Annotated in this window: 11 protein-coding genes and 1 pseudogene; 4 read left to right on the plus strand and 8 right to left on the minus strand. The window is 63.5% G+C overall.

What is annotated here, in order from left to right; genetic code table 11:
- Nucleotides 1–56: 56 nt before the first annotated feature.
- The 7 genes from AB7M25_RS11575 to AB7M25_RS11605 all read right to left on the minus strand — a co-directional run bounded on the left by AB7M25_RS11575 (nucleotide 57) and on the right by AB7M25_RS11605 (nucleotide 7,388).
- The gene (locus AB7M25_RS11575) at nucleotides 57–419 is read right to left on the minus strand and encodes a Na+/H+ antiporter subunit G (RefSeq protein ID WP_429382841.1); all 363 of its coding nucleotides are present in this window, start codon (nucleotides 417–419) and stop codon (nucleotides 57–59) included.
- The gene (locus tag AB7M25_RS11580; protein WP_007973773.1) at nucleotides 416–694 is read right to left on the minus strand and encodes a K+/H+ antiporter subunit F; all 279 of its coding nucleotides are present in this window, start codon (nucleotides 692–694) and stop codon (nucleotides 416–418) included. Before AB7M25_RS11580 ends, AB7M25_RS11575 begins: the two co-directional genes overlap by 4 nt.
- A complete protein-coding gene (locus AB7M25_RS11585) occupies nucleotides 691–1,179 on the minus strand; it encodes a Na+/H+ antiporter subunit E (protein ID WP_116583265.1) in 489 nt (162 codons plus the stop codon). The genes AB7M25_RS11580 and AB7M25_RS11585 overlap by 4 nt, the downstream gene beginning before the upstream one ends.
- Complete coding sequence (locus tag AB7M25_RS11590; protein ID WP_429561647.1) at nucleotides 1,176–2,861, minus strand: monovalent cation/H+ antiporter subunit D; 1,686 nt, start codon at nucleotides 2,859–2,861, stop codon at nucleotides 1,176–1,178. Before AB7M25_RS11590 ends, AB7M25_RS11585 begins: the two co-directional genes overlap by 4 nt.
- The gene (locus AB7M25_RS11595) at nucleotides 2,858–3,202 is read right to left on the minus strand and encodes a Na+/H+ antiporter subunit C (RefSeq protein WP_007973781.1); all 345 of its coding nucleotides are present in this window, start codon (nucleotides 3,200–3,202) and stop codon (nucleotides 2,858–2,860) included. The genes AB7M25_RS11590 and AB7M25_RS11595 overlap by 4 nt, the downstream gene beginning before the upstream one ends.
- Entirely contained in the window at nucleotides 3,202–6,120 is a 2,919-nt protein-coding gene (locus AB7M25_RS11600; RefSeq protein WP_454237318.1) for a monovalent cation/H+ antiporter subunit A, read from the minus strand. The genes AB7M25_RS11595 and AB7M25_RS11600 overlap by 1 nt, the downstream gene beginning before the upstream one ends.
- Nucleotides 6,121–6,386: 266 nt before the next feature.
- On the minus strand, nucleotides 6,387–7,388 hold the full coding sequence (locus tag AB7M25_RS11605) for a DMT family transporter (RefSeq protein ID WP_429382834.1): 1,002 nt from the start codon (nucleotides 7,386–7,388) through the stop codon (nucleotides 6,387–6,389).
- A gap of 15 nt (nucleotides 7,389–7,403) precedes the next feature.
- On the opposite strand from AB7M25_RS11605, the gene AB7M25_RS11610 reads away from it, so the two are divergent.
- Nucleotides 7,404–7,967: a helix-turn-helix domain-containing protein gene (locus tag AB7M25_RS11610; protein WP_429382832.1), complete on the plus strand. Its 564-nt coding sequence runs from the start codon at nucleotides 7,404–7,406 to the stop codon at nucleotides 7,965–7,967.
- A 14-nt stretch (nucleotides 7,968–7,981) separates the two neighbouring features.
- Nucleotides 7,982–9,388: an FAD/NAD(P)-binding protein gene (locus tag AB7M25_RS11615; protein WP_429517208.1), complete on the plus strand. Its 1,407-nt coding sequence runs from the start codon at nucleotides 7,982–7,984 to the stop codon at nucleotides 9,386–9,388.
- A gap of 79 nt (nucleotides 9,389–9,467) precedes the next feature.
- Here AB7M25_RS11615 and AB7M25_RS11620 read toward each other — a convergent pair.
- Nucleotides 9,468–9,548: pseudogene (locus tag AB7M25_RS11620) on the minus strand (outer membrane lipoprotein carrier protein LolA); the annotation flags it as partial.
- Nucleotides 9,549–9,770: 222 nt separating this feature from the next.
- On the opposite strand from AB7M25_RS11620, the gene AB7M25_RS11625 reads away from it, so the two are divergent.
- Both AB7M25_RS11625 and AB7M25_RS11630 read left to right on the plus strand, forming a co-directional pair.
- On the plus strand, nucleotides 9,771–11,597 hold the full coding sequence (locus tag AB7M25_RS11625) for a DUF1302 domain-containing protein (RefSeq protein WP_454237319.1): 1,827 nt from the start codon (nucleotides 9,771–9,773) through the stop codon (nucleotides 11,595–11,597).
- An 11-nt stretch (nucleotides 11,598–11,608) separates the two neighbouring features.
- Entirely contained in the window at nucleotides 11,609–12,946 is a 1,338-nt protein-coding gene (locus AB7M25_RS11630) for a DUF1329 domain-containing protein (RefSeq protein WP_429382826.1), read from the plus strand.
- Nucleotides 12,947–12,971: the final 25 nt, after the last annotated feature.

Consider the following 12,971-nt stretch of genomic DNA (forward strand, 5'->3'; position numbering starts at 1 on the left):
CTATGGGAGCGGGCTTGCTCGCGAAGAGGCCCGCCCAGGCACTAAAAATCTCTGATCTAACTGCCGCTCTCACTCCGCCGACTACTCACCTCAGCCGGCACATCATCCCCGGCCATGCGCTTACGAAACAGCGCCGCCCGGGCCAGCAGCAAGGTGGTCACCGGCACGGTAATCGCCAACAGGATCGGAATCAGCCAGGCGTGCAAGACCGGCGCGGACTTGAGCGCCGAAAAATAGATGATCGAAGCCAGCGCCACGCACCAGGCACCTAGCGTGGAGGCCAGGGCCGGTGGGTGCATGCGCTGGAAGTAATCCTGCATGCGCAGCAGGCCCGTGGCGCCGATCAAGGCAAACAGGCTGCCGAGCAACAGCAGGATCGCCACCGGGATTTCCACCCACAACGACAAGGGCGCATTCATTCGATCACCTCACCACGCAGCAGGAATTTCGCCAGGGCGAAGGAGCCGACGAAACCGAACAGGGCGATCAGCAGCGCCGCCTCGAAGTAGGTGTCACTGGCATAACGAATACCCAGCGTCAGCATCATCAGCATCGCGACGATGTACAGGTAGTCCAGCGCCAGGACCCGGTCCTGGGCCGACGGCCCTTTGAACAGGCGGATCAGGGTCAGGATCATCGCCAGGGAAAACAGGAACAGGCTCAGCAGGATCGCATTCGCCAGCAAGGGGCTCATTCGAAGATCTCCATCAACGGACGCTCGTAGGTCGCCTTGAAGTGCTGGATGAACAGCGCCTCGTCGTCCAGGTCGAAGACGTGCAACAGCAGAATGCTGCGATCCAGCGCCAGCTCCGACCAGACCGTACCGGGCACCACCGTAGTGATCATCGACAGCGCGGCCAGGCCATTGGCGTCACGCAAGTCCAGCGGCACCTTGATGAATTGCGAGCGGGGCGGACGGCGACCGGCATTGAGCACGCCCCAGGCCACGGCGAGGTTGGACACCAGCACATCGCGCCCGACCAGCAGGACCAGGCGCAGGATCACCCCCGGACGACGGATGCGCACCGGCAGCGGACGCAGCCTGCGCATCATCAGCGGCGCGCAGAACCCCAGCGCCGCCCCCAGCAGCAGGTTGCCGGGGCTGGTCGACAGGTTCAGCAACAGCCACAGCAGGCACAAGGCCAGCGACAGCAAGGGTGCGGGAAACAGACGCTTCATGGTTGCACCTCCTGCGGGATCGCCTGGGCCGTGGGGTTCGGTACGACGCGGGTGTCGAGTACCGCCATCACGTATTGCTGCGGGTTGTACAAGGCATCGGCGGCGGCCTGGGTGTAGCGCAGCAGCGGATCGGCCTTGAAGGTCAGCGCAATGCTCAAGCCCAACAGCGCGAAGATCGGCACGCATTCCAGGCGTCGCAGCAGGGGCGATGGTCGTTCCGCCGGCGTCCAGAAGCGCTGGATGCCCAGGCGCGAGAATGCGACCAGCGACGCCAGCCCCGACACAATCAACAACACCAGCAGGCCCCACGCGGCATTGGAAATCGGCGCGTCGCCGCTGTTGCCCAGGCCCAGCGGATTGAGCAGGGCACCGATCAACCCGAGTTTGCCGATAAACCCGGAGAGCGGCGGCATGCCGATGATCAGCAAGGCGCAGGCGATGAAACTCAGGCCGAGAAACGCCATGGTCCACGGGATCACCTGGCCGACCACGACTTTCTGGTCGTCGTCGAGGTTGGTGCCTTTGGGTGGATGCAGGGATTCCAGGGGGCGGGGCAGCAGTCCGGCTTCATCTTCGAGCTGTATCTCGTTGGCCGAGCGCGAGCGCTCGATCAATTCGGCCAGCAGGAACAGCGCGCTCAACGCCAGGGTCGAGCTGAACAGATAGAACAGCGCTGCGCCCACCAGGTTCGGCTGGGCGAAACCGATGGTCGACAACAGGATGCCCGCCGACACCAGAATGCTCAGGCTGGCCATGCGCTCCAGGCGTTGTGCGGCGAGGATCGCAAGGGCGGCGCAGACGATGGTCGCCATGCCGCCGTAGATCAGCCACGCCCCGCCAAAGAACGCCGATGCCCCGGCTTGGGCGGAGAACAGCAGCGTCCACAGGCGCAGCAAGGTGTACACGCCGACCTTGGTCATGATCGCGAACATCGCCGCCACCGGCGCGCTGGCCGAGGAATAGGCCGGCACCAGCCAGAAGTTCAACGGCCACATGCCGGCCTTGGCCAGAAACGCGACGGCCAGGATCCCCGCGCCGGCGTGCAGCAAGCCCCGGTCAGCGTCGGACACCAGCGGGATTTTCACCGCCAGGTCGGCCATGTTCAGCGTGCCGGTCACCCCATAGATCAGCGCCGCGCCAATCAGGAACAGCGACGAGGCCAGCAGGTTGATCGAGATGTAATGCAGCCCCGACGACACTCGCGCACGGCCCGAGCCGTGGAGCATCAAGCCGTAGGAGGCGGCCAGCAATACCTCGAAGAACACGAACAGGTTGAACAGGTCCGCGGTGAGGAATGCGCCGTACAGCCCCATCAACTGGATCTGGAACAGCGCGTGGAAACTGGAACCGGCGCTGTCCCAGCGGGCCATGGCGAACAGCAGGGCACTGACGCCGATGATGCCGGTCAGCACCAGCATCAGCGCCGAAAGGCGATCGACCACCAGCACCAGGCCGAACGGCACTTGCCAGTTGCTCGGCAGGTACACGCCGATGGAGCCAGGCACGCCGGTGGTTTGCGTCCATTGCAACAACGCCACGGCAATGCCCAGCCCGAGCAGGCTGGAGAACAGATTGATCCTGGCCTTGAGCGGCCGGTGCTTCTCGCCGAGCATCAGCATGATCGCGGCCGTCAGCAACGGCAGCAGGATGGGCGCGACGATCAGGTGGGTCATCGCCATCATTCCCTGGGCTCCCGGCCATCCACATGGTCGGTGCCGGTCAGGCCCCGGGACGCCAGCAGCACCACCAGGAACAGCGCGGTCATGGCGAAGCTGATGACGATCGCCGTCAGTACCAGTGCTTGCGGCAACGGGTCGGTGTAGTGCAACAGATCCTGCGGCACGCCGTCCTTGATGATCGGTTCCTTGCCGATGAACAGGCTGCCCATGCTGAAAATGAACAGGTTGACACCGTAGGACAGCAGGCACAGGCCCATGACCACCTGGAACGTCCGTGGGCGCAGGATCAGCCAGACGCCGGACGCGGCCAGGACGCCGATGGCGATTGCGATGACTTCTTCCATCAGACGGCTCCCTTGGCGGCAACGGATTTAGGTTGGGCAGCGGTTTTGTGACCACGCACCGATTGGTGGGCGAGGGCGGTGAGGATCAACAGGGTCGAGCCGACCACCACGCCGTATACGCCGATGTCGAAGAACAGCGCGCTGGCCAGGTGAATGTCACCCAGCAGCGGCAACGAAAAATGCCAGGTATGGGTGGTCAGGAACGGGTAGCCGACCAGCATCGCACCCAGGCCGGTGGCCGTGGCAAATAGCAGTCCGGTGCCCATCCAGCGCAGCGGTCGCAGGCTCATTTGCGCCTCGACCCACTGTGTGCCGGCGACCATGTATTGCAGGATGAACGCCACCGACATCACCAGCCCGGCGACAAAGCCGCCGCCCGGTTGATTGTGCCCGCGCATGAACAGGTAGAACGACACCACCAGCGCCACCGGCAACAGCAGGCGCACCAGCACCGCCGGCACCATCATGAAGCCGAGCGCGGTGTCGCTGGCGTGACGCGGGTTGACCAGGTCGGTGACCACATCCGGTGCGAGCAAGCGTTGCTGGGCCGGCAATTGCAGGCTTTCTTTCGGCGGACGGAAACGGCGCAGCAGGGCGTACACGGTCAGGGCCACGGCCACCAGCACGGTGATTTCACCGAGGGTGTCGAAACCACGGAAATCCACCAGCATCACGTTGACCACGTTGCTGCCGCCGCCTTCGGGCAAGGCGCGACTCAGGTAGAAGGAGGAAATGTCGTTGGGGGTCTGGCGCGTCAGCATGGCGTAGGCCAGCAACGCCATGCCGACACCGACCGAGGACGACAACAGCAAGTCGCGTATCCGCCGCACCCGCGCGCGGCGCAGGCTGCCCGGCAACGGCGAGACTTCTTCGATCCGTCGTGGCAGCCAGCGCAGGCCCAGCAGGATCAGCACCGTGGTCACCACTTCGACCGCCAGTTGGGTCAGGGCCAGGTCCGGCGCCGAAAACCAGACGAAGGTGACGCAGGTCATCAGGCCGCACACGCTGACCATGGTCAGGGCTGCCAGACGGTGATACTTGGCCTGGTACGCCGCGCCAAGGGCACAGGCGATGGCCAGCAACCACAGGGTGACGAAGACGATCGAGCCGGGGATCTTCGGCCGGTCGCCCCAGTGCAGGCTGCTGTGCAGCATGGGAATCAAGCCGGCCAGCACGGCGGCGAGTACCACCAGGAACAACTGCATCTGCAGGCGCCGGGTGCCCATCCGCGATTCCAGACGACGGGCCAGGCGCAGGCTGGCGACCAGTGCCCATTCGAACAGGTGCTTGCCGTCCAGGCGACCGATGACGGGTGGGCGGTTGAAGCGTCCGCGCTTGAATTGATTGCGCAGCAGCAGGTAGAGCACGGTGCCGCAGGACAAGGCGATCAGGCTCATGATCATCGGCGCGTTCAGGCCGTGCCAGATCGCCAGGCTGTACTCGGGCAGCGTGCCGCCGACCACCGGTTGTGCCGCCGCCGCGAGCAGCGGGCCGACCACCTGCGCCGGGAAGATCCCCACCAGCAGGCAAGTGAACACCAGCAGCTCGACCGGCGCGCGCATCCAGCGCGGTGGCTCGTGGGGGGTGTGAGGCAGGTCGGTCGCGGGCGGACCGAAGAACACATCCACGGTGAAACGCAGGGAGTAGGCCACGCTGAAGGTACCGGCGATCGTTGCCACGATCGGCAGGCTCAGTTCGACCCAGCGCGTGGCATTGATGAACACGGTTTCGGCGAAGAACATCTCTTTGGAGAGGAAGCCGTTGAGCAACGGCACGCCGGCCATGGAGGCGCTGGCGACCATGGCCAGGGTGGCGGTGAACGGCATCAGCTTGTACAGGCCGCTGAGCTTGCGGATATCGCGGGTGCCGCTTTCATGGTCGATGATGCCCGCGGCCATGAACAACGAGGCCTTGAACGTTGCGTGGTTGAGGATGTGGAACACCGCGGCGACGGCGGCCAACGGGCTGTTCAGGCCGAGCAGCAGGGTGATCAGGCCGAGGTGGCTGATGGTCGAGTAGGCCAGCAGTCCCTTGAGGTCGTTCTGGAACATCGCGCAATACGCCCCGAGCAACAGGGTGCAGGCACCGGCGCCGCTGACGATGTAGAACCATTCTTCACTGCCCGAAAGCGACGGCCATAGCCGCGCGAGCAGAAACACCCCGGCCTTGACCATGGTCGCCGAGTGCAGGTACGCCGACACGGGCGTCGGCGCGGCCATGGCGTGGGGCAGCCAGAAGTGGAAGGGGAATTGCGCGCTTTTGCTCAAGGCGCCGATCAGGATCAGGGGCAACAGGATGGGGTAGAGGGCATGGGCACGAATCAGGTCGCCGGCGGCCAGGACCTTGTCCAGGTCATAGCTGCCGACCACATGGCCGAGCAGCATGACCCCCGCCAGCAGGCACAAACCGCCCGCACCGGTCACCATCAGCGCCATGTAGGCACCGCGCCGGGCATCGGCGCGATGGTGCCAGTAGCCGATCAACAGGAACGAGAAGAGGCTGGTCAGCTCCCAGAAAAACACGATCTGGATCAGGTTGCCGGAGATCACCAGCCCCAGCATGGCGCCCATGAAGGCCAGGAAAAATGCGAAGAAGCGCGGCACCGGATCGTTCGGCGACAGGTAGTAGCGGGCGTACAGCGACACCAGGGTGCCGATGCCCAGCACCAGCAGGGAGAACAGCCAGGCGAAACCGTCCATGCGCAGGACGAAGTTCAGGCCCAGGCTGGGCAGCCAGGAAAACTCTTCGCGAATCACGCCGCCATGGGCGATCTGCGGGTACAGGAATGCGACCTGAATGCTGCCGATCAGGGCGATCAGGCCAGCCAGCAGGGATTCGGCGTTACGGGCATTGTGCGGCAACACGGCCGCCAAACAGCTGCCTATGAATGGCAGAAGCAGTAGAACTATCAGGGACATAGGCTTCTAATCTGCGGAAGTTTGTGAAGCATCATACGTGCCAGCTCCCGGATCGCCAAACGCCAAGCTGTCGCAGAATCCTACACGGTAGACGGAAAAACCCTGTTTAACATTGTTTCAGAGAGGGGGTGTCTGGACCGGCCCCTTCGCGGGCAAGCCCGCTCCCACAGTGTCCGCGTCGTACACAAGTTATGTGAACGCCTCTGAACCTGTGGGAGCGGGCTTGCCCGCGAAGGCGATTTATCTGGCGATGCGGAACCGGCGGTTTATCGCTGTGTTTCCTGCTCCAGTTCCCGCTCAGCCGCAGCCTTACCCTTGGTTCTCAGCTCACTGACAATCACCGCCGCGACAATCAACCCGGCCCCGACCAGGGCAATCGCTGGCAGGCGTTCCCCGGCGATGCGCCCGACAATCCCGGCCCATACCGGCTCGCCGGCATAGATCAGCGTGGCGCGGGTCGGTGACACGCTTTTCTGTGCCCAGTTCATCGCCACCTGAATCGCCGCACTCGCCGCCCCAAGGCCCAGTGCGCTGCACAGCAGCAACCAGGAGAAGTCCGGAATCGCCTCGTTGGTCGGCACCACCATCAGGAACGACAACACCGACGTGACCGCCAGTTGCACCACCGTTACCCGGCGCACATCGACCTGGCCGGCATAGGTGCTGATCAGGATGATCTCGGCCGCAATGGCCACGGCGCTGATCAAGGTGGCGATTTCACCGGGGCTGAAGTTGAACGACGCACCGGACGGCCCGGACAACAGCATCAACCCGGTAAAGGCCAGCATGATGCCGATGCTCGGCATCAACCCCGGACGCCGCCCCAGCACCAGCCATTGCAGCAATGGCACGAACGGAACATACAGGGCGGTAATGAATGCCGATTGGCTGCTGGGAATGCTCTGCAACCCGACCGTCTGCAAGCCGTAGCCGAGCATGATCGCCGCGCCGATGAACGACCCGGCCTTGAGTTCGAACAGGGTCAGCTCGCGCAGGTGACGCCAGGAAAACAGGGCGACGATGCTCGCGGCGGCGGCAAAGCGCAGGCCGACGAAAAACATCGGGCCGCTGACGGTCATCGCATGCTGAACCAACAGGAAGGTTCCGCCCCAGACCATCGTGATCAGCACCAGCACGCATTCGGCCTTGCTGAGCCTTGTGAAACGGGAAGAAGCCTTTGGGGAATTCACCGACGTCATGACCTTGCACGCTACTGGAGGGGGACGCACAATGCGCCGAATGTTGCGCAGTATACTGCCCAACCCCACTCAGTGAGCAATATAGTGCACAAAGACTCTACCCAACGGGCTTCGGTCCTTCAGCACGTCAGTCAAAATGTTCGTCGTTTGCGTCATGCCGCCGATCTGAGCCAGACCGCGCTGGCCGAAAAGTCCGGAGTCAGTCGCCGAATGCTGGTGGCGATCGAGGCAGGGGAAAAGAATGTCAGCCTGACCACCCTCGACCGCGTCGCCGAAGCCCTCGACGTTGCCTTCAGTGATTTGATCCAGGCCCCCGACGCCCGCGATCCCAGCCGTATCAATGAGCTGGCCTGGACCGGCACGATCCCTGGCAGTAAAGCGGTGTTGCTTTCCAAGGCCAGCGCCAGCCGTGAAGTCGAGCAGTGGGAATGGTGCCTGCAACCGGGCGAGGTGTATCCCTCGGAGCCGGACGCCGATGGCTGGAGCGAACAGATTTATGTCTTCGAAGGTTGCCTGACCGTTATGCTCGGCGACCAGCCGCAGAATATTGCGGCGGGTGAATTCTTCATGTTCGCCAGCAACCAGCCGCACTGTTATCGCAACGACGGGGCGGTAGCGGCGCGGTTTGTGCGTAATGTGGTGATCTGAACAGGGAGAGCAGGATGGGCCAGACCTTGATCAATGACGCCGATGTCCTGATTGTCGGTGGCGGCCTCAGTGGCGCGATGCTGGCGGCGCAGTTGATGCGATTGCCCGGTCGGCGTCGGGTGCTGGTGATCGAGCCCCGGGCCGAGTTGGGGCGCGGCGAAGCCTACAGCGCGGTGGAGTTGGGCCATACGCTCAACGGCAACGCGGCGCGCATGAGTGTCGATCCGGACAACCCCGACGACCTGACCCAATGGCTCACCGACTACATTGCCGGCGGCGGCTGGCCGGAGTCGGACCAGCAGCATGTGCCGATCAGCGAATTGTTTCCGCCTCGGGGAATCTTCGGTCTGTACGCCAGGCAGCGCCTTGCAGAAGCGCAGGCGGTGGGTGCGTTGGTCGGTTCGACGGTCGAGCATGTGCAGGCCGAAGTGGTCGATTTGCAAGTCGATGCAGACGCCGTGCGGTTGACCTTGAGCGACGGCCGATGCTTGCAGGGAGCGTTTGCGGTACTGGCCACCGGGATGTTCCCCGCCGCGCGCACGCCACAAACCCAATCCAGCGGCTTGAATGCGGCCGCCCTCGATCCATGGGACGTGGCGGCGATGCAGCAGCTCGATGCGCAAGCGACGGTCATGATCATCGGCTCGGGCCTGACCATGGTCGACGCCGTGGTATCCCTCGAACAGGCCGGCCATCGCGGGCCGATCGAAGTGTTTTCCCGCCATGGGCTGCTGCCCCATGTGCGCCGCCAGCCACCGGCCTGGGTGGATTTTCTCGCTGAGGACCCGAGCATCCGCACACCTCGCCAGTTGCTGCGCGAATTGCGTCGACACTGCCGGGATGCCATCGCCCAAGGCATCGACTGGCAGGCGCCACTGGACACGGTACGGGCACACATTGGCCGCTTGTGGCATCAGGCAACGGATGTGCAGCGTCGGCAGTTCGTGCGGCATGTGCGACCCTGGTGGGAAAGCCATCACCACCGCTCGCCACCCTTGAGTGCCGAACTGGTCGAGCGCTTGTATAAAGAAGGACGGCTGCGTATTCACGCAGCGTCATACCAGGGTCTGGAGCCTTCGATGAGTGGCGGGGTGAGCATCCGCCTTCGACGACGCGGCGAGGCGCAGGCCTGTGTGGTCAGCGGTGCTGCCCTGATCAACTCCAGCGGTATCGAATACGACTGGCGCCGGGTCGCGCGACCGCTGCCCCGGCAACTGCTCGCCCGTGGGCTGGTGCAGCCGGGACCGTTGGCCCTGGGCATCGCGGCAGACGTCGATGGCGCGGTCCTGAACGTCGAGGGGCTGCCCGCCAGCCGTCTGTTTGCCATGGGTCCGCCATTGCGCGGCATGTGGTGGGAAAGCACGGCCGTTACTGATGTGGCGAGCCAGGCCAAGGCGCTCGCCGAGCGACTGGTGCGCTAAGGCATGGATCAAGATCAAGAGCGGCAGGCGGGCTAACGCTCGGCCTGATGAGTGGTGAAGAGCTTTGTGTACGCCGACCCACTGTAGGAGCGAGCTTGCTCGCGAAAAGACCGAGAGCACCGCGGGGTGTCAGGCTCCCCGCATCATCGTTGACCTCCATCGCGAGCAAGCTCGCTCCTGCAGGCCGGGCGGCGTTCCGTTTTTCCAAAGTGACCCGCCGTACGGGCGGAACCAATAGTCGCCGTTACCTGTACACCTTCAAAAAATACCACCCGCCCCGCAGATCCCCCCGATGATTATTTTTTGTCGGCCATCGCTTGCGTGTAGCGGTCGATAGTTGGGCACCGTGTCCGGGCTGAGCAAACCTGACCGGAGCCCAATAATGATAAAAAAAAGCTCGGCCACAGCCGGAGTCCGCCAACGACTTCACCGGCCTGGCCATACCCGCCCGCAACCGCTTGCGTTGGCGATTCTTGCCGTACTCACGGGGCCGGCCTGCGCCACCACCTTTGACCTCAACGAAGACTGGAGCCTGTCGACCAGGACCAGCCTGAGCCTGGGCAGCAGTTGGTCGACGCAAAACCCCGACAAGAGCCTGATGACCCGCGCCAATGCCTTGCAGGCCCAGGGCGTGAATGCCAATGGCAGCAGCGTCAGCGCCGATGACAACCGGCTGAATTTCGAGAAGGGGGACCCCATCTCGCAGCTTTTCAAGGGCCTCACCGATTTCAGTCTCGATGGCCAGGGCCAGGGCGCGTTCCTGCGCTTCAAATACTGGTACGACCACGCCTATGAAACCGGCAATGGCCGCTTCAAGGATTTCGACGATTCGGGCTGGGACGACTTGTCGAAGTTCAAGGGCTTCCAGGTCCTTGACGCCTACGTCTGGAAAGACTTCCAGGTGGCCGACCATCCGCTGAACGTGAAGGTCGGTAACCAGGTGTTGTCCTGGGGCGAGGCGCTGTTGATCCAGAACGGCATCAACGTGATCAACCCGCTGGACATCTCGGCGTTCAACCGTCCCGGCGTGGAAATCAAGGAAGGCCAGTTGCCGGTGGAGATGGTGTCCTTCAGCTTCGGCCTGACCGACACCACCAACCTCGAAGGTTTCTATCAGTACAACTGGCGACCCAGTGTCCTTGACGGTTGCGGCACTTTCTTCGCCAGCAGTGACGTGATTCAGCCGGGGTGCGGGCCGTTGTACCTGAGCCAGGTGCAGACCGATGAACAGATGCAGGCCGCGGGTTTGTACGCCACCTCCCGGGGCAATGAGTCGCCGTCCGATTACGGTCAGTTCGGCTTCGCCCTGCGCCAGATGATCCCGGCGCTGAACGATGCTGAAGCCGCGATCTACTACATCAACTATCACTCGCGGTTGCCATATTTCACCCTCAACGCCAGGAACACTTCCTTGCCTGGCACCTTTCCCGGTGGCACCCAGGCGCCGAGTTATGCGGCGGCCTTCCCGGAAAACATTCACCTGTACGGCATCAGCCTCAACGGCGTCGAACCGGTCACCGGGATTTCCCTGGCCGGCGAGTTGAGCTACCGGCCGAACATGCCACTGGCGATCAACGCACCCGACGTCAACGTCGCCGTGATTTCCGGACCGGGGGGCAGCTCCTGGGTGCAATTGCCGGACGGCTTCAGCACCACCAATGGCAGCCAGTTCGATGCCTGGGAACGCAAGGGTGTCTGGCAGATGACCGGTTCGGCCACCCAGGCCATCGACAACGTGCTGGGCGCCACGCGCCTGAGCCTGTTCGCTGAAGCCGGTGTCGTGCACATCGAGGATCTGGGAGACGAGCGTCTGGGCCGTAGCGCCGCGTTCGGCCGCAGTGTTCCGCGCAACGGCACGCCGTGCAACACCGTGGCCTCCGGCGTCACCAACCAGTACTGCACCGACAAAGGCTTTGCCACCGAGTGGTCGTGGGGTTATCGCCTGCGCGCCAGCCTCGAATACAGCGATGTGTTGCCGGGCATCAACCTGATCCCGGCCGTCAACTGGCGGCATGACGTCGAGGGTTATTCCTACGATCCGCAAGGGCCGTTCCAGGAAGGCCAGCAAGCGCTGGGCGTGAGCCTGACCGGCGTCTACATGAACGATTACAGCGTGGAGCTGGCCTACAACGCCTTCTTTGGTACCAACGACTACAGCACCCTCGACGACCGCGATTTCGCATCCGTCAGCTTCAAGGCAGACTTCTAAGGAGAACCGTTATGCGTATGCAATTGTGCGTGCTGGCCCTGGCCTGCACCGTCGGCCTGGCTCAAGCCAAAGGCACTGATTCGGCGGCCCTGGGCAAGACCCTGACCCCCATGGGCTCGGAAATGGCAGCCAATGCCGACGGCAGTATTCCGGCCTGGACCGGTGGCCTGGCGAGCAACGCCGGCACCGTCGACAGCAAGGGCGGCTATAGCGACCCTTATGCAGCCGAGAAGCCCTTGTTCACCGTCACGGCGAAGAATGTGGCGCAGTACGAGAAGTTTCTCAGCCCCGGGCAAATCGCGTTATTCAAGCGTTTTCCCGACACCTACAAGATGAACATCTACCCGACCCATCGCAGCGCCAACCTGCCCAAGGAGGTGCTGGCGGCAAGCCGCGACAACGTGGCCAGGACCAGCATGGCCGATGGTGGCAACGGCCTGCATGACTACGCCCGGGGCATTCCGTTTCCGTTGCCCACCGAAGGCCTGGAGGTGATGTGGAACCACATGACCCGTTATCGCGGCGGCAGCTACGAGCGCATCAGCAGCGCCGCACTGGTGCGTGAAAACGGCGCCACCAGCTACGTGCGCAACCAGTCGCTGATCAACTTCGCCGACACCGTGAGTGGCCTGGAGCCAGGCTCCAACATCCTGTTCATGTTCAAGAGTCGGGTCCTGGAACCGGCGCGTTTGTCCGGCGAGGCGGTGCTGGTGCATGAACCGGTCGACCAGGTCGCCGAGCCGCGTTCGGCCTGGCAATACCTGCCGGGCCAGCGTCGCGTGCGGCGTGCGCCGATGATCGCCTATGACAACAGCGCCCGTTACAGCAATGGCCTGATCACCGCCGACAACGTCGACGGCTACAACGGCGCACCGGACCGTTTCGACTGGAAACTGGTGGGCAAGCAAGAGCTGTTCATTCCTTACAACAGCTATAGGATCGGCAGCCGCGACCTCAAGTACGACGCCGTGATCAAGCCCAACCACGTCAACCAGGACCTGGCCCGCTACGAGAAGCATCGGGTGTGGGTGGTGGAAGCAACCCTCAAGCCGGGTGCCCGGCACATCTACGCCAAGCGCCGCTTCTATGTGGACGAGGACAGCTGGCAGATCGCCCAGTCGGACCAGTACGACAGCCGCGGTGAACTGTGGCGCAGCGGTGAACTGCATGCGATTCAGCAGTACGACCACGGCTTCACCTACAACGTGCTGGAAACCTCCTACGACCTGATCTCCGGACGCTACTACGCCGGCGGCCTGGCCAACGAAGAGACCGAACCGATGCGCGTGGGCTTCGCCGCCAAGACCGACGACTACACCCCGTCGGACCTGCGGCGCTGGGCCAAGTAACCCGTCTTCCCTTGGCACCCCGCAT

Source organism: Pseudomonas sp. AP3_22 TE3818 (assembly GCF_053628995.1).